We start from the raw sequence: 18,181 nt of genomic DNA, 5'->3' as shown, positions 1-18,181 counted from the left end.
CTCGTACCGAGGGCGGCACCCCTTCTTCGCGAAGGGGTGCCGCCCTCGGGCGTTCACCGCGCCGTGCGTACGGGGCCCCGCGCGGCCAGGTGTGCCCCGCGCGGTCACCACCCGTTGAGCTCGGCACGCTCCGAGGCCGCCCGGCCGAGGGCGCCGAGCACACCCAGCAGGGACGCGAGCCCGACCGCGAAGAGGGCCGCGAATCGCAGCCCCCAGGCGTGGAGGTCCCCGGGCCTCTGCGGCTCCACCTCGCCCCGGGGGTCGTAGACCAGCCGCAGTTCCCCGCCGGCCTTCGCGATCTTCCGCTCCCTGGTCAGCTGGGCCGGAGCGCCCGGCGGGCAGTCGAGCCGGTGGTCGTACTTGGTGGTGTGGCTGACGCTCTGGCCCTCGGGGGCGAAGGTGGAGTCCGTCTCCACGCGGGAGACCACCTCCCTGACCACGCAGGTGACCTCGACCCCCCGCTCCCGCAGCACCAGGTCGTCCACGCCCATCAGGGCGATGAACACGCCGACGACCGCCGGCAGCCCGGCCAGGACGGCGAGGGCCGCGGCCGAGCCCCCGTGCCCGCGCTCGCTCTGCGCGTAGGTGTGCAGCGCGAGGCCGGCCAGGGGCGCGAAGAGCCCGAAGAAGGCCACCCACCCGTCGCCCAGCCACCCGCTCGCCCCCGCCCAGCCGGCCGCGAGCGCCACCCCGGCGGCGAGCGGCGGCACCCCGGCCGCGGCCACCACCGACCCCAGGGACCGCCACCACCAGTCCCACATCGGCCCCTTCCCGTCACGCATCCCCGTCTCCGTCCCCATCCCGATCCCCATCCCCCTCGTTCCCCTCTTCTGCTTCCGGGGGCTTACACGCCGGGGAGTACCCGGATGGTTGACCGGGCGCACGACCGAGGGCGGCACCCCCCTCTCCGGGAGGGGTGCCGCCCTCGGGCGATCCGCGCGTCTAGAAGCCGGTGGTGTCGATGGTGAAGTCGAACGGCTCCGGGACGTGCAGGGGCTGGCCGAAGGACACCGTCGTACGGGAGCGGTATCCGTGCGGGGACGGGTCCCAGAAGCAGGTGATCTCCGAGTCCTGCATGTCGACGACCAGGTAGACGGGAACGAGCGAGCCGTACACGTCCAGCTTCTCGTTCCAGTCGGCGTCCTTGGTGGAGACGGACGTGAACTCTCCGACGAGGGACAGCGCCGCTCCGTCCGCGTGCTGTCCGTCCTCTTCGAAGGCCGCCTCGTCCGCGACGTACAGGTCCGGTCCGTAGCCGCGCTCCGCTGCCGGGAACCGGAAGAGGAAGGGTGAGGTGTCCGCGAAATGCCCCTCTGGGACGTGTGCCTGGAGCTGCTCGCGCAGACGACGCATGCGACGGGAGTAGCGCAGCTTGGAAAACGGCGACACGATGATCTTCCCCCGGATGAGCTCGGCCTTGAAGCCGTCTGGCGTGTTCATCTCCGCGACCGTGCGCAAGAGGTCCTCGAAGGCCGGAGGTGCCGACGGCGTCTCTCTCGGTGTGGTCCGCTCGGTCATGATGGTCACCGTCATCCTCCGGATGGCGTTCCGTACCCCGAATATGTGCCTCGTCCCAGGCTAGCGGCGGGCAGGTCGCCGTGCCCGGCCTATGGGACGCATCGCCCGGGAGCGGTCGGGTTTGGTTCACTACTGGCATGACGGACGGGACGAAGGTGTTCATCAAGATCTGCGGGCTCAGGACCGCGCACGACGTCGAGGTGGCCGTGGCCGCCGGGGCCGATGCCGTCGGGTTCGTCTTCGCGCCCGGGAGCCCCCGTACCGTCGACGCCGCCACCGCGCGCGAGCTGGTCGCCGGGGTGCCGGACGGGGTGCTGACCGTCGGGGTGTTCCGCGGGCAGCCGGTGGACGAGGTGCGGCGCTTCGCCGAGGAGAGCGCAGTGGGCTCCGTACAGCTGCACGGGGACGAGGGCCCCGAGTTCTACGAGGAGCTGCGCGCCCCCGGCCGGACGCTGATCCGGGCCACGGCCCGCGCGGTGGCCGCGGTAGGGGAGTACGGGGAGGACCTGCTCCTGATCGACGCCCCCGACCCCGGCTCCGGCAAGCCGTGGAACTGGGCTTCGAAGGAGTTCACCGCGCCCGCGGGCCGGTGGCTGCTGGCGGGCGGGCTTACCCCGGCCAACGTGCGCGAGGCGGTCGAGGTCACCGGCGCCTGGGGCGTGGACGTGTCCAGCGGCGTGGAGCGGGAGCGCGGCGTGAAGTCCCCGGAGCTGATCAGGGCCTTCATCGCGGCGGCGCGGGGCGCCCGGGGCTGAGCGGAGGCGCGGCGCGGTCGCGGGGGTGTGGATTCGCTCCGCCGTCCGGCCGCCTGCCGGAAGTGTCGCCGCGGATGGGGCCGCGCGGGGTGGTCGGCTGACCGACGGTCACAATCGCCGACATCGAAGGTGGTACCGGGTGAAACGAGCACGGATCCTCGCCGCGGTCGTCCCGTCCCTGCTGGTGGCAGCCCTCGGCGGCGCCGCCGCGAGCGCGCCGGCCGCGGCAGCGCCGCTGCCGAAGCCGAAGCACGAGGTCCCGCACTGCATCGGAGGCGACGGGGTCGACCTCAACGAGTTCTACGACGTGAAGGAGCGGATCATCGGTCCGCCCACCTGCCGCGAGACCTACGCGAAGGACAAGTGGGTCAGGATCGTACGGGCCTGGTTCACAGCGCCCAGCGCAGAGGGGGCCGTCTATCCGGCCGGCTACACGCCGTCCCGTCCCAATCCGATCGACGACTTCAACTCCAAGTTCGTCAGCGCCACGTACGTCCAGGACATCGGTACGCCGCATGAGGAGCGCTTCACGTACAAGAAGGACCGGGTCCTGCGTACCGGTCTCGTCGACGCCGACGGTTTCCCGTACTCGATCGCCATCTCACCGCCGCTCAAGGCGCTGGCCCTCGGCCCGCACACCAGCACCGTCCTCTTCACCCTCAAGGCGGAGCACTGCGACGGCACCGGGACGGTCGTGGCGGACAACTGCCTGCCCGCCGGCACCTTCGCGTATTCGAGCGGCCTGCCCTTCACGGTGGTCCCGAGGCCCGACTACTAGGAAAGCCGTGGCAAAGCCGGGCGGCGAGCCGGTCCGCGCAGGGCGAAGGGCGGGCCGCCCGGGCCTTCGGTCCCTCCGGTGGTGGACGTAGGTCCCTGTCGGTGGGCCTTCCGCCCCGGCGAGACTTCGAGGCATGGACACTCTGGATTCGGTGATCGTCAATGTGAACGATCATCTCTGGACCTACCTGCTGATTCCGCTGGTGGTCGGTGCGGGCCTGTACTTCACGGTCCGCTCCCGGGGTGTGCAGCTGCGCCTGCTTCCCGAGATGTTCCGGGTGCTGAAGGAGAAGACCCCGCCGCGTGCGGACGGCCGCAAGCAGGTCTCGTCCTTCGGCGCGTTCACCATCTCCGCCGCCGCGCGCGTCGGCACCGGCAACATCGCGGGTGTCGCCGCCGCCATCACCCTGGGCGGCGCGGGCGCCGTCTTCTGGATGTGGATGATGGCGCTGATCGGCGCGGCCTCGGCCTTCGTGGAGTCGGCCCTCGCCCAGCTGTACAAGGTCCGCAATGTTGGCGGTGCGTACCGCGGCGGCCCGGCGTACTACATGCAGCGCGCGCTCGGTAAACGCTGGCTCGGGGTGCTCTTCGCGGTGACGATCACGGTCACCTTCGGCTTCGTCTTCAACGCGGTGCAGGCCAACACCATCACCGCCGTGGCCTCCGGCTCGCTGGCGGACGCGGACGGGTCGGACTGGTTCGGCCCCTCGCTCGGCGTGCTGCTGGCCGCCCTGCTGGGCCTGGCCGTCTTCGGCGGGGTCAAGCGGATCTCCTCGGTCACCACCGTCCTGGTGCCGGTGATGGCGATCGTCTACCTGCTGCTCGGCGCCGCGGTGGTCCTGCTCAACATCACCGAGTTCCCCCGGGTCATCGCGGACATCGTCGGCGGCGCTTTCGGCTTCCGCGAGCTGGCGGCCGGCGGCATCGGCGCGGCCATCCAGCAGGGCATCCGGCGCGGCATGTTCTCCAACGAGGCGGGCCTCGGCTCGGCCCCGAACGCGGGCGCCGCCGCCGAGGTCTCGCACCCGGTCAAGCAGGGCCTCGTACAGTCCCTGGGCGTCTTCTTCGACACCCTCCTCGTGTGCACGATGACCGCCTTCATCGTCCTCGTCACCAACCCGGAGCTGTCCGGCCGCCAGGGCGCGGACCTGACGCAGACGGCGCTGAGCGACACGCTCGGCTCGTGGGCCGGGCACCTGCTGACGGTCGTGGTGTTCATGCTCGCCTTCAGCAGCATGATCGGGAACTACTACTACGGCGAGACGAACATCCAGTTCATCACCCGCAAGCGGTGGGTCCTGCCGGGCTACCGGGCGCTGGTCCTGTCGGCGGTCGTACTGGGCTCGCTCGGCTCGGTGTCGGTCGTCTGGAACCTGGCGGACGTGTTCATGGGCCTCATGGCCCTGATCAACCTCGCCGCGATCATCCCGCTGTCGGCGATCGCCTTCCGCCTCCTGGACGACTACCTCGCGCAGCGGCGGGCCGGCCTCGAACCGGTCTTCACCCGTGACCGGATGCCGGACCTGAGGGGCGTCCAGTGCTGGGACCCGGTCCGTACGGTGGTCCCCTCGGCCGCTGCCCCGGAGCGGGTGTAGCGGGCGCCCAGGCTGGCTAGGAGCCCCCGAAGCCGCCGCTCCGGCCGTCCTCCTCCACGGACTCCACCACGGCCGGCATCGCGCGCAGGGCCGTGACCTGGGCGGGGCTCAGCCGGGCCGCGAAGCCGTGCAGGGCGGTGCGGTAGACGTGCACCGGGGTGGCGCCGACCAGCCCGGCCACGTCGGCCGGGTCGAGGTCCCGGCGGACGGTGACGATGTACGGGGCGTGGTCGGCGGGAGCGGCGTGGGGTACGGGCTCGCGTACGGCGGCGGCGGTGGCGGTGGCCGCGGCCGCGGGCAGGGCGGTGGCGGCGGCCAGTGCGGCGGCGGCTACGGCGACGGCCACGGGCAGGGCTCGGCTCAGGCGGGTGCGCATGCGGCGAGGCCATCACGCGCGGCGTCGCAGGTCAAAGAGGTCCGAGGGTGTGGCGGGGGCACGGGGAGCGCACCGGCCGCGCACCGGCCGTGCGCCCCCGGATGCGGGGCGGGCCGTACGGGTGATCTTGCCGGGGGTGGCCACGGGCTGGGCCCGCCGGGGTGCGGCCCTGACGGCAGAGGGGGTTAACCCTTTCTGCACCACCTCCGACGCGCCGTGTTGACGGGGCTGCCGGCCGATGGGCCGGGCGGGCGCGGTGGTTCATGCCGATCCGAGGTGGCACCGATGGAGTGGGGGCCGCACCCGTAGACGCCGGAGGTCCTCGTCACAGCGGGGGCGGCTCACCCATGCCGACCTTCCGCCCCGTCAGGGAGTCCTTTTCATGCGCCTGCTCGCACGTCTGGCCACCGCCGCCCTCCTCACCGTCACCCCGGTCACGGCCGGTACGGCCTCCGCCGCGGCCCCGGAGCCGACCCCCGCGCCGCTGTACACCGCCTCGAACGCGGTGCCCGGCAAGTACATCGTGACCCTGGAGAAGGGGGTGGACGCGGCGAATGCCGCGAAGAAGCTGGGCCTGACGCCGTCGTTCGTCTACGGCTCGGCCATGAACGGCTTCGCGGCCCCGCTGACTCCGCTCCAGCTGACGATCGTCCGCAACAGCCTGGGGGTGAAGTCGGTCGAGGAGGACGCCAAGGTGATGTCCGTGCCGATGCCGTCCCGTCCGAGCGGGACCCGGGCTCCGTCCTCCTCATGGGGCCTGGACCGGATCGACCAGAAGAACCTGCCGCTCGACAACAACTTCTCCACCCAGGGCAACGGCGCGGGCGTGACCGCGTACGTCCTGGACACCGGCATCGACTACGCCCACGAGGAGTTCGGCGGGCGCGCCACCTTCGGCTACGACGCCGTCAGCGCCCTGGCGAAGGGGCAGGACTGCAACGGCCACGGCACGCACGTGGCCGGCACGCTCGGCGGCAAGACGTACGGCGTGGCGCGCAAGGTCAACCTGGTCAGCGTCCGCGTGCTCGGCTGTGACGGCACCGGGGAGCTCTCGGGGATCATCGCCGGCCTGGACTGGGTGACCAAGAACGCCAAGCAGCCGGCCGTCCTGAACGGCTCCCTGGGCGGGGACAAGTCCGACGCCGTGAACAACGCCGCGAACGCCCTGTCCGAGGCGGGCGTGCTGCCGGTCATCGCGGCGGGCAACTCCGCGAAGGACGCCTGCAACGTCTCCCCCGCCTCGGCGAGCAAGGTGCTGACGGTGGCGGCGAGCAACCAGTGGGACGAGGAGACGGACTTCTCCAACTGGGGCCAGTGCGTCTCCGTCTACGCACCCGGCCAGGCCATCGTCTCGGCCAAGCTCGGCGGCGGCTCCATCGCCCTGAACGGCACCTCCATGGCCGCCCCGCACGTGGCCGGGGTCGCCGCCCTCTACAAGGCCGCGCACCCCAAGGCGGACCCTTCGGAGATCGCCGAGTTCATCGACACCGAGTCCACCAAGGACGTCCTGACCAGCGTCAGCAAGAGCAGCCCGAACCACCTCCTCTTCACCGGCGGTCTCTGACCGGCCGGAGGGCCCCTCGGTCACCGTGCGGCGTACTCACTTCCGCTCGTCCTGCCACTCTTCGTAGCTGATGTGGTGTCCGGCCGCGATGGGGTTGATCTTCGCGGGGTCCAGCTGTCCGCCGGTGAGGACCGCGGGCCCCGCCTCGATCAAGTCCTCGACGTAGTGCTCCCAGCCTCCGGGGGACGAGATCTGCAGGACGCGGGGAGGCGGGTCGGAGGCGCGGCGCAGCGCGTGCGGGACGCCGCGGGGCAGCAGGGCGAAGGTCCCCTTCGGGGCCGCGTGCGTCTGCTCGTCGAACTCGATCTCCAGGACGCCGTCGAGCACGTAGATGCCCTCGTCCGCCCGGTGGTGGGTGTGCCGGGGGATGTCCTTCGCGACGGTCACCTCCAGCAGCGAGAACCTGCCTTCCGTGTCCTCGGTCATCGCCTTGACGGCGAACGCGGGCGGCAACGGGATCCGGCCCGGCCGGGCGGCACCTGGCTCCAGCAGGATGAAACGGTCTACGGACATGGGTGTAGCCCTTCCTCGCATGGCATACTCGGATACAGAGACGGAATCGGAATCCGGTTCCGGATAAATGTAGGCAGAGGAGCGCCGAGGTTGTCAACGCCGTCAACGCCGTCAACACCCCCCGGACGCAAGCCGCGTGCCGACGCGGAGCGCAACCGTGCCCGTGTGCTGGAGGCTGCGTGCGCGCTGTTCGAGGAGCGCGGCGACGAGGTCCAGATGCCCGAGGTGGCGCGCGCCGCCGGGGTCGGCATCGGCACCCTGTACCGGAACTTCCCCTCCCGGCAGGCCCTAGTGGAGGCCGCGGCGGAACACCGGTTCGCCGAGATCCTCCGCCTCGCGCACGCCGAATGCCTGCGCGAACCCGGATCGGGGCAGGGGCTCGCCCGGTACCTCCACCACGTCGGCCGGATCCTGGCCGAGGGCCAAGGGCTGACGGCCTCCGTCGCGGCGGTCATGGGCTCTTCGGCGCCCCGGGGCGAGACGCTCGCGCAGCTCGAAACCGTGGTCGGAAACCTGATCGACCAGGGGCGCTCCGCCGGCACCCTTAGGGGGGACCTCACCGTCCGGGACGTCTACATGCTCGTCGGCGGACTGTCCGCGATCGTCCGCACGGGCAGCGGTGACTGGCACCGCTTCATCGACCTCGCCTTCGACGGCCTGCGCCCGCGCGGGGACGGCTGACCACCGGTGCGCCTGCCGGCGTGCCTGCCCCTGACCTCGCCCGTCTGAACCTTCAGGGGGATCTCAGGGGTTGGTACCCGATGCGGCTCGGGGTTCCGTTCCCGTAGCGTCATCGTCATGATCACTTCGCGAACTGCCTTCCTGGCAGCCCCTGTTCTGATGGGTGCCTACGGCGTCATCCGCATCATCGACGGCCTCGACGGCAGCCGCGGCCCGGGCCTCGCATGGAGCCTCGGCCACCTGTGCTTCCTCGGCGCGATCGCCTTCTTCGTCCAGGGGTTCGCGGCGATGCGCAAGGCGGTGGGCGGCAACCGGCTCTCCACCGTGGGCCTGTGGGCCGGCGCGGCGGGAGCGGTCGCCGTCGGGGTGCAGTTCGCCATCGACCTGGTGGTCGGGTTCCTGTCGGCGGACCGGGAGGCCATGAACGTCCTGTTCGCTCGCGTCCAGGAGATACCCGGAGTGCTTCCGGTGTTCTACGACTTCGGCCCGCTGCTGTTCTTCGTCGGCCAGCTGATCCTGGTCTCCCAGCTCGCCAAGCGCCGCGTCCTGAAGCCGTGGGCCCCCTTCCTGGTCCTCATCGACACCACCCTGCCCTTCGCCGACAAGGACCTCATACCGCTCGGAGCCGTACTCCTCCTGGTCTCCTTCGCCCCGCTCTACCGCGGCACCCCGGACCTGGACCCGGAGCCGGCCGGCCCGGCCGCTGCCGGTACCGCTGCCGCGAAGGTGCTCGTCTAGGACGCAGAATGGGGGCCATTCGTCAGCTGTTGCCGACCGAGAGCGACTGCACTGTCATGAGTCACCTTCCCGCGGATCCGACGGTGCTCCACCCGTTTCCCGATCAGCCGCGCGTGGTCCTGCTGAAGCCGCTGGTGACCTCGCCGCTGATCGAGGTCGGGGAGTACTCGTACTACGACGACCCGGAGGATCCGACCGCGTTCGAGACCCGCAACGTGCTCTACCACTACGGGCCGGAGAAGCTGGTCATCGGGAAGTTCTGCGCGCTGGGCACCGGGGTGCGGTTCATCATGAACGGCGCCAACCACCGTATGGACGGCCCCTCCACCTTCCCCTTCCCCATCATGGGCGGCTCCTGGGCCGGGCACTTCGACCTGCTCGGCGGCCTGCCCGGCCGGGGCGACACGGTCGTCGGCAACGACGTCTGGTTCGGGTACGGCACCGTGGTCATGCCCGGAGTGCGCATCGGGCACGGCGCGGTCATCGCTTCCGGAGCCGTGGTCGTGGACGACGTTCCCGACTACGGCATCGTGGGCGGCAACCCGGCCGGACTCATCCGCAGCCGTTACAGCGAAGGCGAGATCGCCCGTCTGCTCGCCCTGGCCTGGTGGGACTGGCCGGTGGAGCGCCTCACCGCACACATCCGGACCGTCATGTCCGGCACCATCGGCGACCTCGAAGAGATCGCACGGCGGGGCTGAGCCGGAGGGGTCCGGGGTCAGGCGGCGGACGGCTCCACGGGCGTACGGGGCCTACGGGGCTTGCGGGCGAACACGAGGCGCAGCAGGCGGACCCGGACCGACCAGCGGGCCGGGTGGGGCAGGTGGTTCGTGGCCGCGCGCTGGATGTTGTCGAAGAAGTCCTGGAGCAGCGCTTCGTGCATCCAGCGGATCGCCAGGGGCCACAGCAGGCGCATCTTCCCCTCCAGGCGTCCCGCCGCGGTGTGGGAGACCCGGCAGCGGTCCGGGCCCTCGGGGGTGATCAGGAATTCGTGGTAGCCGGTCATGCCGAGTCCGGGAGCGAAGGTGAAGCGGACCCTTCTGCCCGGCTCGTACGCGGCGACCGAGTAGCGGATCATGCCGTGCCCGCCGCTCGAACCGACCGCCAGGCCCGCGTCGAGGCGCAGCGGGGACCAGGCCTGGGCGGGCCAGATCCGGTCCTGCGGAGAGCCCAGCCGGTCCAAGAGGGCGCTGACCTCGGCGGCGGGCGCGTCGATGGTGCGCTGCTGGAAGTTCTGCACGGCGACTCCTCGGCTCCAGCCTCCATACGGAGGCGTATGGAATGACCGTACGGTACCGTATGGACGTGGATCAAGGGCGACAGCGACAGCGGCTTACGGCGGACGACTGGGCGGCGGCAGCGCTCGAAGCGATCGGCGAGCGCGGGCTCGGCGCGGTGGCCGTGGAGCCGCTCGCCGCCCGGCTGGGCACCACCAAGGGCAGCTTCTACTGGCACTTCACCAACCGCGACGCCCTCATCGAGGCGGCCCTGGCCCTGTGGGAGCGCCGGTTCACCGAGGCCACCATCACGGTGCTGGCCGCCGAGCCCGACCCGAGGGCCCGGCTGCGGGCCCTGCTCACGCGGGCGGCCGGGGGCGTCGGACGGAGCGCCGCGGCGGCGAACCTGCTCGCGTCGGCCGACCACGAGCTGGTGGCGCCCGTGGTGCGGCGGGTGGTGCAACGAAGGCTCGACTACACGGTCGAGCTCTTCCGGGAGATCGGCTTCCCGCCGGCCGTCGCGGTCCAGCGCGCGATGCTCGGCTACGCCGCGTACGTCGGCCACGACGAGCTGGCGACGAGGCTGCCCGGCGTACTCCCTCTCGACGGAGACGGCCAACTGGCCGACTACATCGACTCGGTGCTCGATCTGCTCCTACAGGGCGCCCCGGCCGACCCGGCCTAGAGCGCGGCGCGAGCGCCTTCGCCGGGGGATCGGTCCGTGCGCAGGCGGGCGATGCGGGTGACGGCCTGGGCGTGGGTCACATGCCGAAGGCCCTGCCGGAGCAGGGCCTTCGGGAGTGCACGAAGGGGTCCGGGTCAGGCCATCGCCGGTTCTGCCGTGGGTTCCGGCTGGGCGGTGGCCGGCTCCGGGCCGGTGTTCAGCTCGGTCAGCATCTGCTGCGTGAAGCCGAAGAAGTAGGTGGCGACGAAGCCGACCAGGTAGCCGACCGCCAGGCCGCCCGCGTAGATCGCGATGGTCATCCCCATGCCCGACTTGCCGTCGAGCAGCGGGAACAGGGCCCAGCCCGAGGGGCCGATGGCGGTGGAGCCGAAGGCCACGCCCAGCTGGTTGAAGAGGCCGACGAAGGCTCCGCCCGCCGCGCCGCCGATGCAGGCGGTGACGAAGGGGCGGCCCAGGGGGAGGGAAACCCCGTAGATCAGGGGTTCGCCCACGCCCAGGAAGCCGGCCGGGAGCGCCGACTTGATGGTGGAGCGGAGCGAGCCGTTGCGCGGGAGCTTGTAGTAGACGGCGATGGCCGCGCCGACCTGGCCCGCGCCCGCCATGGCCAGGATGGGGAGCAGGACGGTGTAGCCGGTCTGCTCGATCAGGGTGGTGTGGATGGGGATCAGGGCCTGGTGCAGGCCCAGCATGACCAGGGGGAGGAAGAGGCCGCCGAGGACCAGGCCCGCGAAGGCGCCGCCGGTGGCGAGGAGCCAGGTGGCGAACGTACCGATGGCGGCGGAGACCTCACCGGCGACGAACATCAGGCCGAAGATCGTGACCAGGCCGGAGACGAGGACCGTGAGCGTGGGGGTGACCAGGACGTCCAGGGCCTCCGGGACCCACTTGCGGCACCACTTCTCCACCTGGACGGCGAGGAGGGCCGCCGCGAGGGCGCCCAGGACGCCGCCCTGGCCGGGGGCGAGGTGCTGGCCGAAGGCGTCGATCTTCGCCACGCCCGGGAAGACGATGATCGCGGCGACGGCGCCGCCGAGGATCGCCGTGCCGCCGAACTCCTTGGCCGTGTTGTAGCCGACGAAGACCGCGATCAGGGACATGAAGCCGCTCGCCATCGCGGCGAGGGCGGGGACGACCGCCGGCAGCCAGCCCATGTTCGTGATGAAGCCGTTGAGGCCGGCGATGATGCCGCAGCCGATCAGGGCGGGGATCAGCGGGACGAAGATGTTCGCGATGCGGCGCAGGAACAGCTTGAGGGGGGTGGAGTTCTTGGCCTTCCGGGCCTCCTTGATCGCCGCGCCCTGGGCGGCCAGTTCGTCGGCCGTGATGGTGTGCGCCGCCGGGGCCGCCGAGCGGCCTTCCGCGACCAGGGCCTCGAACTCGGGCGTGACGCGGGCGACGGTGCCCGGCCCCAGCACGATCTGGTAGGTGTCGTCCTCGACCACGCCCAGCACGGCGGGCACGGCCTTGAGCGCCTCGTCCTGGACCAGGGAGCGGTCCCGCAGGGTGATGCGCAGGCGCGTCATGCAGTGCGCGATGGAGAGGACGTTGTCCGGACCGCCGACCAGAGGAAGGATCGCGGCGGCTGTGGCGCGGTTCTTGTCAGTGGACATGTGCGAGTTCGCCTTGCTGCTGGGGGTCAGCGGGGGGACTGGGTGAGGGCGGCCCGCAGGTGGCCCTTGGAGGCGGTGAGCAGTTCACCGGCGGTGGGGCCGTCGACTCCGCCGAGGATGACGAGGATGGCTTGCTTGACCTCGCCGTCGGACGCGGTGAGCGCAGCCTCGATCTCGGCGTCGGGGGCGCCGGTGGCGAGGGAGACGATGCGGCGGGCGCGGGCGCGCAGCTTCTCGTTGGAGGAGCGCATGTCGACCATGAGGTTCCCGTAGGTCTTGCCCAGGCGGATCATCGTGATGGTCGAGATGAGGTTGAGTACGAGCTTCTGCGCGGTCCCCGCCTTCAATCGGGTGGACCCGGTGAGGAGTTCGGGGCCGACGACGACCTCGATGCCGTGGTCGGCGGCCGCGGCGAGCGCGGAACCGGCGTTGCAGGACAGGCCCACGGTGAGCGCGCCGCGCCCGCGGGCGAACTCGACGGCGCCGATCGCGTACGGGGTGCGGCCGGAGGCGGAGATGCCGATGACGGTGTCCTCGGCGGTCAGGGCCAGCGCGGTCAGGTCCTCGGCGGCCAGCTCCCCGGAGTCCTCTGCGCCTTCGACGGCCTTGACCATGGCGGAGGGGCCGCCCGCGATCAGGCCGACGACCTCGGAGGGGTCGGTGTTGAAGGTGGGCGGGCACTCGCTGGCGTCCAGGACGCCCATCCGCCCGGCGGTGCCGGCGCCCGCGTAGATCAGCCGCCCGCCGCGGGCCATCCGCTCGGCGATCCCGTCGATGGCGGCGGCGATCGCCTCCAGCTCCCCGGCGACGGCGGCCGGGACGGTGGCGTCCTCGGCGTTCATGAGGCGGGCGATCTCAAGGGTGGGGAGCCGGTCGATCTCGGCCAGTTCGGGGCGGAAGGCCTCGGTGGTCAAGGTGGCGAGCTGGGCGCGGAGTTCGGCGTACGCGGTCATGAGTGGGGGCTCCTGAACTGCTAGCGGGTGGTGCTGTTGCGCTTGGCGGTCGGTACGGGGGTGTGGTGCCGGGGCGCGAGCGCCTCGTACGAGGCCGCGAGCGCGGGTGCGGCGGTCTCGTAGGTCCGCTGCGCGACGCCGACGAAGAGGCAGTCGACCACGAGCAGCTGGCTGGTCCGGCTCGACATGGCGGCCGGGCGGAGCTGGGTCTCGCGGGCGGCGGAGGTGGCCAGCACGAGGTCGGCGTAGTGGACGACGGGGGAGTTCGCGCGGGCCGTGAGCGCGAGGGTGGTGGCGCCGTGCTCGAAGGCGATCCGCAGGGGCTCGATGACGTCGCCGGTGCCGCCGGAGTGGGTGATGGCGATGGCCACGTCGCCGGGGCGCAGCAGGACGGCGGTGGTGACGGCCAGGTGCGGGTCATTGTGCGCGTGGGCGATCAGGCCGATGCGCGACAGCTTCTGGGCGAGGTCCTGGGCGACGAGGCCGGAGGCGCCGACGCCGTAGATCTCGATGCGGCGGGCGTCCGCGAGGGCGGAGACGGCCGAGCCGAGGGCGGCGACGTCGAGGCCGGCGGCGGTGTCGGTCAAGGTCTGCGCCTCCTCGTGGGCCAGCTTGGCGACGACGTCCGCGAGGGAGTCGTCGACGGCTATGTCCACGGTGACGGCGGGGGCCGCGCCGGATTCCTGCTGCGCGGCGAGTGCGGCGAGCGCGAGGCGCAGGTCGCGGTAGCCGGGGTAGCCGAGGAGGCGGGCGGTGCGGACGACGGTGGCCTCGCTGGTGCCGGTGCGGGCGGCGAGGTCGGTGACGGTGAGCGCGGCGCACCCGGCGGGGTCCTCGGCGACGGCCTCGGCGACGGCCTGCATGGAGCGGGTCATCGAGGGGCCGAGGCTGCGGACGCGGGCCCGCAGGGCGGCGGGGGCCGGGACGGGGGCGGTCACGCCCGCACCCCCCGCGCTGAAGGTTTCTTTCACGTTCTTGCTCACCCTTGAAACCTATTTTCAGAGGGGTGGGAGCGTCAAGACGCCGTAAGTCACCGGAGCAAGAGGACCTTCGCCACTTGGGCCGTCCGGGTCCACAATGTGTCCATGGACCACGCGACCCCCCTGGAACAGGCGCTGCACGCCGCACGCGCCCTCGTACTCGCCGATCTCGTCGCGGGCGAGGTCGCCGAAGCCGATGTCGTCTCCCTCGTCGAGAACTCGGTCACGCACCGCCGTTGGTGGGTGGAGCAGTGGCCGGAGGGTGTCGACTACCTCGCCGGACTCGTCGCTCAGGACGTGAAGGACGCGCTGCTGCAGAAGTACGGGCGCTGGCCGCTGTGCCCGGTCTGCAACCACGGCGAGCCGCACGCGCTGGACGTGGAGCCGGAGCTCGGACCCGACCCGATGTGGGTCTGCTCGGAAGCCGGCGTGCGGGTGGCGCCGGTGGGCGGACTCGGACCCGTCTTCGGGCGCGGCCAGTGACCGTTTACATCGACCCGCCGGTCTGGCCGGGCCACGGCCGTCTTTGGTCGCACCTGGTCAGCGATGTCTCGTACGAGGAGCTGCACGCCTTCGCGGCCTCGATCGGCTGCCCGGAGCGCGCCTTCGAGCGGGACCACTACGACGTGCCCTCGCACCGCTACGAGGACGCGGTGGGCGCGGGCGCGGTGGAGATCGGCAGCAAGGAACTGGTACGGCGGCTGACGGAGGCGGGGCTTCGGAGGCCTAAGGGGCGGCCGGCGCCCGGCGGGACGGTCCCGCAGCCAGCGCGGTGAGCAGTGCACCGACGCCGACCAGCCAGCAGGCCAGCACCGCCGTGAGGGTCCCGTACCGCAGGCAGACGAGGAAGGCCGGGACCGTGGCGGTCTGGACGGCGAGGGCGGTGCGGCGGAGTCCGGATCCCGTGGCCCACATCCGGCGGAGCGGTGCCTCGGGGCGCCAGAGGGCCCACATGCCGTAGACGGCGATCACGCACATGCCGGCCAGGAACGGCAGTGGCACCCGGAGCGATGCATCCCCGCCGAGCCCGTGTCGGGCCGCGTCGATGACGCCCGAGACGAGGACGGGCAGCCCGGCCACGGCGAAGACGGCGCCGACCAGCCGGATGCGCCCGGCACCGAAGCGCCGGCCTGAGATGGGGGCAGAGGTTTCCTGGATGAGTGCGAGCCATCCAGCCGCCCCCCGGAAGTCCGAAGCGAGGACCAGTCCCATCCCGGTGGCCCCGAGCCCCCACACCAGGCTGAACATTCCCCCGCCGTCGTTCCCCATCGCCCTGCCCCACCTCAGCCGCGTCCGGCCCCCCGCCGGACGGCCTCACGCTAGGCCCCGGGCCGGGTCGCCCGGCATGCCGGGTTCCGGCAGTGTCAGTGGGACGCGGGCTGCCCGGCCTCGGCAGTGAGCTGCGCGGATTCCGAGGACGCCACGACGCGGGTCGCGCGAGGCCCCGTACGCCGGTCCAGCCGCAGGGCTACGAGGCCCAGCCCGATGGCGGTGACGGTCATCGCGCCGCCCGCCCAGGCGGTGGCGGAGAAGCCGTAGCCGGCGTCGATGACGGTGCCGCCGAGCCAGGGGCCGCCGGTGTTGCCGAGGTTGAACGCGGCCGTCGTCGTGGCTCCGGCCAGGGTCGGGGCGGCGCCCGCGACGTTGAACATGCGGGCGTTGAGCGCCGGGGCGGTGAAGAACGCCGAGAAGCCGAGGAGGAAGGAGAGGGCGATCGCGGCCGCGGCGGTGGAGGCCAGCAGCGCGAGGGCCGTCAGGAAGACGGTGGAGGCGGTGATGCCCCACAGCATCACCCCGAAGAGGTGTGCGTCGGCGATCCGCCCGCCCAGGGTGGTGCCCAGCAGCGCGCCCACCCCGAAGAGGCCCAGGATCCACGGCACCCAGCCGGAATCCAGCCCGGCCACGTCGGTGAGCAGCGGGGACAGGTAGCTGAAGGCGCAGAAGACGCCGCCCGCGGCGAGCGCGGTGACGCCGATCGACAGCCAGACCTGGCGGTCGCGGTAGATCCGCAGCTCGCGGGAGAGCGTCGGCTTCTCGTCGGGCAGCGGGATCTTCGGGATCAGGGTGAGGATGCCGGCGAGCGCGATGGCGGAGGCCGCGGCCACGGCCCAGAACGCGGAGCGCCAGCCGAACTGCTCGCCGAGGAACGCGCCGGCCGGGACGCCGAGGACGTTGGCGATGGAGAGGCCGCCGATCATGACGGCCATGGCGCGGGCCCGCTGGTGCTGCTCGACCATGGCGATGGCCACGGCCGCGCCCACGGCCCAGAAGCCGGCGCAGGCGAGCGCGGAGACGATGCGGGAGGCGAAGAGCAGCTCGTAGGAGGGGGCCAGCGCGCCCGCGACCTGCCCGAGGCCGAAGAGGCTGATGAGGGAGACGAGGGTGGTGCGGCGCGGCAGCCGCAGGGTGGCGACGGCCAGCAGCGGCGCACCCACCACCATGCCGATGGCGAAGGCGGATATGAGCAGTCCCGCCTGGGGGATGGTGACGCCCATGTCCTCGGCGATGGGCGGGAGGAGCCCGGAGAGCATGAACTCGCTGGTTCCGAGTGCGAAGACGGAGAGGCCGAGGATGTAAACGGCAACGGGCATGCGGGTGCGTTCGGCTGCTGCGGGCATGAACTACACCAACCATGGCGAAACGTTTCACATTCCCCCGGGCGGGTTCTATGTGAGCCGAGGCCTACGCGAGCTCCGCCAGCTCGGCGGTCAGGTTCGCGCGGGCCGGGGCCTCCCAGTGCGCGGCCCCGTACGGGGTGCGGAAGAGGCGCGGCAGGTCCAGCAGCTGGCGCAGGACGGCGGCGCGGCCCTCGCGGAAGGCCCCGTCCGGGACGAAGGCGTACTCGGCGCGCACGGCGGCGGCGTACGCGGCGTACGCGTCCGGGGCCCCGGCGAGGACCCCGAGGTCGGCGTCGCACAGCACCTCGCCGTTGGTGTCCCCGGGCACGGGGTCGTGGGTGACGGTGAGCCGGACCAGGCGGGCCGTCTCGGCGGTGCGCGCGCCGTCGATGCCGAGCTCGGGGAGGGCGCGCTCGGCGAGGGCGGCGCTGCGCTCCTCGTTCTCGGAGCGGTCGGGACGGTAGACGGCGTCGTGGAACCAGGCCGCGAGCTCCACGGCGGCGGGGTCCGCGGCGTGCGGGGCGAGTACGTCGATCCGTGCGAGTACGTCGGCCAGGTGCGCGGTGGTGTGGTACCTGCGCTGCGGCTCCGCCCAGGCGGCGAGGAGCCGGTCGGCGTAGGGGGCGGGGTCGCGGTCGGCGCCGGCGGCCCGGGCGGTGGCCTGCCAGCGGGCGCGGAGGTCCTTCTCGCGGTGCGTCGCTTCGGGTGTCGCGTCGGATGTCATGAGCACATTGTGGTGGTGGCGTGATTGTGCTGGTGGAGGGCGGGCGGAGGCCCGTACTCTGGATATTGGACTAGACCTATTTTCCAATGCGGGACGAAGGATGGGATTACATGAGCAACCGTGCGCTCCTGGAGGTGATCGCCCTCGACGCGGAGGACGCGGTCGCGGCCCAGGCCGGTGGGGCGGACCGACTCGAACTGGTCACCGACATGGCCGCCGACGGGCTGACCCCGCCGCGCGAGACCTTCGCGGCGATCAGGGCGTCGGTCGACATCCCGCTGCGCGTGATGCTCCGCAAGGCCGACGGCTTCTCGGCGGGCACCGCCGAGGACCTGGACCGGCTGGTCGCGGAGGTACGGGCGCTGCGCGCGGAGGGGGCGGACCAGTTCGTCCTCGGCTTCCTGAACCCGGACGGCAGCCCCGACCTGACCGCCGTCGAGGCGGTCGTGGCGGAGCTCGGCGGCTGCGGATGGACCTTCCACCGGGCGATCGACCGGGCGGCCGACCGGGACCAGCTCCGCAAGGCGCTGGCGGACCTGCCCGGCCTGGACACCTACCTGACGGCGGGCGCCGCGGGCGGGGTCGACGAGGGCCTGCCGGTGCTCCTGGCGGAGGCGGCGCGGTCCGCAGCCGCGGAGCCCGGCTACGAACCCCGGATCCTGGTCGGCGGGGGCCTGACCCTGGCCCACCTGCCGGTGCTGCGGGGGGCGGGCATCTCCGCGTTCCACATCGGCAGCGCGGCCCGTCCCTCCGGGTGGGACCGGCCCGTCTCGGCCGCCGCGGTCGCCGAGTGGCGGGCGGCCCTGGCCTGACCGCCGCACCGTGCGGCGCCGTCGCCGGGGGCCAGCCCCCGGACCCCCGGGCGGGGGGGCGCCAC

22 protein-coding genes are annotated in these 18,181 nt (G+C 72.3%); 11 read left to right on the top strand and 11 right to left on the bottom strand.

Translation table 11 applies throughout. The features are described 5' to 3' along the window. Positions 1–104 precede the first annotated feature (104 nt). Positions 105–782 carry a hypothetical protein gene (locus ACFXDJ_RS21455; protein WP_384653075.1) on the bottom strand — a complete coding sequence of 226 codons (678 nt, stop codon included), beginning with the start codon at positions 780–782 and terminating at the stop codon, positions 105–107. A gap of 160 nt (positions 783–942) precedes the next feature. After that, positions 943–1,518 carry a Uma2 family endonuclease gene (locus tag ACFXDJ_RS21450; protein ID WP_384850013.1) on the bottom strand — a complete coding sequence of 192 codons (576 nt, stop codon included), beginning with the start codon at positions 1,516–1,518 and terminating at the stop codon, positions 943–945. 137 nt (positions 1,519–1,655) lie between these two features. Between ACFXDJ_RS21450 and ACFXDJ_RS21445 the strand changes: the two genes are divergently transcribed. From ACFXDJ_RS21445 to ACFXDJ_RS21435, 3 genes are all read left to right on the top strand, one after another. Beyond that, positions 1,656–2,273 (top strand): phosphoribosylanthranilate isomerase, encoded by a 618-nt coding sequence (locus tag ACFXDJ_RS21445; protein WP_384653079.1) that lies wholly within the window; start codon positions 1,656–1,658, stop codon positions 2,271–2,273. A 139-nt stretch (positions 2,274–2,412) separates the two neighbouring features. Further along, on the top strand, positions 2,413–3,051 hold the full coding sequence (locus ACFXDJ_RS21440; RefSeq protein WP_384653081.1) for a hypothetical protein: 639 nt from the start codon (positions 2,413–2,415) through the stop codon (positions 3,049–3,051). 133 nt (positions 3,052–3,184) lie between these two features. Continuing rightward, entirely contained in the window at positions 3,185–4,645 is a 1,461-nt protein-coding gene (locus ACFXDJ_RS21435) for an alanine/glycine:cation symporter family protein (RefSeq protein ID WP_384653083.1), read from the top strand. Between the two features lie 16 nt (positions 4,646–4,661). Here ACFXDJ_RS21435 and ACFXDJ_RS21430 read toward each other — a convergent pair whose 3' ends face one another. Further along, a complete protein-coding gene (locus tag ACFXDJ_RS21430; RefSeq protein WP_384653085.1) occupies positions 4,662–5,021 on the bottom strand; it encodes a protease inhibitor I9 family protein in 360 nt (119 codons plus the stop codon). Between the two features lie 382 nt (positions 5,022–5,403). Here ACFXDJ_RS21430 and ACFXDJ_RS21425 point away from each other — a divergent pair, with 382 nt between their 5' ends. Then, the gene (locus ACFXDJ_RS21425; RefSeq protein WP_384653087.1) at positions 5,404–6,585 is read left to right on the top strand and encodes a S8 family peptidase; all 1,182 of its coding nucleotides are present in this window, start codon (positions 5,404–5,406) and stop codon (positions 6,583–6,585) included. 36 nt (positions 6,586–6,621) lie between these two features. Here the strand turns inward: ACFXDJ_RS21425 and ACFXDJ_RS21420 are convergent, their stop codons facing one another. Continuing rightward, complete coding sequence (locus ACFXDJ_RS21420) at positions 6,622–7,098, bottom strand: cupin domain-containing protein (protein ID WP_384653089.1); 477 nt, start codon at positions 7,096–7,098, stop codon at positions 6,622–6,624. A gap of 165 nt (positions 7,099–7,263) precedes the next feature. Here ACFXDJ_RS21420 and ACFXDJ_RS21415 point away from each other — a divergent pair, with 165 nt between their 5' ends. The 3 genes from ACFXDJ_RS21415 (at position 7,264) to ACFXDJ_RS21405 (ending at position 9,218) form a co-directional block, all read left to right on the top strand. Then, on the top strand, positions 7,264–7,779 hold the full coding sequence (locus tag ACFXDJ_RS21415) for a TetR/AcrR family transcriptional regulator (protein ID WP_384849922.1): 516 nt from the start codon (positions 7,264–7,266) through the stop codon (positions 7,777–7,779). A 117-nt stretch (positions 7,780–7,896) separates the two neighbouring features. Beyond that, positions 7,897–8,517 carry a hypothetical protein gene (locus ACFXDJ_RS21410; protein ID WP_384653093.1) on the top strand — a complete coding sequence of 207 codons (621 nt, stop codon included), beginning with the start codon at positions 7,897–7,899 and terminating at the stop codon, positions 8,515–8,517. 56 nt (positions 8,518–8,573) lie between these two features. Further along, positions 8,574–9,218, top strand: a complete 645-nt coding sequence (locus tag ACFXDJ_RS21405; RefSeq protein WP_384653095.1) for a CatB-related O-acetyltransferase — start codon at positions 8,574–8,576, stop codon at positions 9,216–9,218. 17 nt (positions 9,219–9,235) lie between these two features. On the opposite strand, the gene ACFXDJ_RS21400 is transcribed toward ACFXDJ_RS21405, so the two are convergent. Beyond that, positions 9,236–9,757 carry an SRPBCC family protein gene (locus tag ACFXDJ_RS21400; RefSeq protein WP_384653097.1) on the bottom strand — a complete coding sequence of 174 codons (522 nt, stop codon included), beginning with the start codon at positions 9,755–9,757 and terminating at the stop codon, positions 9,236–9,238. Between the two features lie 59 nt (positions 9,758–9,816). On the opposite strand from ACFXDJ_RS21400, the gene ACFXDJ_RS21395 reads away from it, so the two are divergent. Further along, entirely contained in the window at positions 9,817–10,419 is a 603-nt protein-coding gene (locus ACFXDJ_RS21395) for a TetR/AcrR family transcriptional regulator (RefSeq protein ID WP_384653116.1), read from the top strand. Positions 10,420–10,553: 134 nt separating this feature from the next. Here the strand turns inward: ACFXDJ_RS21395 and ACFXDJ_RS21390 are convergent, their stop codons facing one another. The 3 genes from ACFXDJ_RS21390 to ACFXDJ_RS21380 are packed head-to-tail and all read right to left on the bottom strand — an operon-like array spanning position 10,554 to position 13,965. Continuing rightward, on the bottom strand, positions 10,554–12,029 hold the full coding sequence (locus ACFXDJ_RS21390; RefSeq protein WP_384653099.1) for a PTS transporter subunit EIIC: 1,476 nt from the start codon (positions 12,027–12,029) through the stop codon (positions 10,554–10,556). A gap of 26 nt (positions 12,030–12,055) precedes the next feature. Further along, positions 12,056–12,982: an N-acetylmuramic acid 6-phosphate etherase gene (murQ, locus tag ACFXDJ_RS21385; protein WP_384653101.1), complete on the bottom strand. Its 927-nt coding sequence runs from the start codon at positions 12,980–12,982 to the stop codon at positions 12,056–12,058. Between the two features lie 20 nt (positions 12,983–13,002). Next, entirely contained in the window at positions 13,003–13,965 is a 963-nt protein-coding gene (locus ACFXDJ_RS21380) for a MurR/RpiR family transcriptional regulator (RefSeq protein WP_384653103.1), read from the bottom strand. A 102-nt stretch (positions 13,966–14,067) separates the two neighbouring features. Between ACFXDJ_RS21380 and ACFXDJ_RS21375 the strand changes: the two genes are divergently transcribed. Beyond that, a complete protein-coding gene (locus ACFXDJ_RS21375; RefSeq protein WP_384653105.1) occupies positions 14,068–14,445 on the top strand; it encodes a hypothetical protein in 378 nt (125 codons plus the stop codon). Continuing rightward, positions 14,442–14,738, top strand: coding sequence for a DUF4031 domain-containing protein (locus tag ACFXDJ_RS21370; protein WP_384653106.1), 297 nt, complete (start codon positions 14,442–14,444; stop codon positions 14,736–14,738). The genes ACFXDJ_RS21375 and ACFXDJ_RS21370 overlap by 4 nt, the downstream gene beginning before the upstream one ends. Here ACFXDJ_RS21370 and ACFXDJ_RS21365 read toward each other — a convergent pair. The 3 genes from ACFXDJ_RS21365 to ACFXDJ_RS21355 all read right to left on the bottom strand — a co-directional run bounded on the left by ACFXDJ_RS21365 (position 14,689) and on the right by ACFXDJ_RS21355 (position 17,304). After that, positions 14,689–15,231, bottom strand: coding sequence for a hypothetical protein (locus ACFXDJ_RS21365; protein ID WP_384653108.1), 543 nt, complete (start codon positions 15,229–15,231; stop codon positions 14,689–14,691). The genes ACFXDJ_RS21370 and ACFXDJ_RS21365 overlap by 50 nt on opposite strands. A 95-nt stretch (positions 15,232–15,326) precedes the next feature. Further along, positions 15,327–16,553, bottom strand: a complete 1,227-nt coding sequence (locus tag ACFXDJ_RS21360) for a Cmx/CmrA family chloramphenicol efflux MFS transporter (protein WP_384653118.1) — start codon at positions 16,551–16,553, stop codon at positions 15,327–15,329. 91 nt (positions 16,554–16,644) lie between these two features. Further along, positions 16,645–17,304 carry a hypothetical protein gene (locus tag ACFXDJ_RS21355; protein ID WP_384653110.1) on the bottom strand — a complete coding sequence of 220 codons (660 nt, stop codon included), beginning with the start codon at positions 17,302–17,304 and terminating at the stop codon, positions 16,645–16,647. Between the two features lie 110 nt (positions 17,305–17,414). On the opposite strand from ACFXDJ_RS21355, the gene ACFXDJ_RS21350 reads away from it, so the two are divergent. After that, positions 17,415–18,116: a copper homeostasis protein CutC gene (locus tag ACFXDJ_RS21350; RefSeq protein WP_384653112.1), complete on the top strand. Its 702-nt coding sequence runs from the start codon at positions 17,415–17,417 to the stop codon at positions 18,114–18,116. The last annotated feature ends 65 nt before the right edge of the window (positions 18,117–18,181 follow it).

The organism is Streptomyces sp. NPDC059443 (genome assembly GCF_042750105.1).
GTDB lineage: Bacteria > Actinomycetota > Actinomycetes > Streptomycetales > Streptomycetaceae > Streptomyces.
The sequence above is the reverse complement of the archived record's forward strand: the minus strand, read 5'-3'. Positions and strand labels throughout refer to the sequence as shown.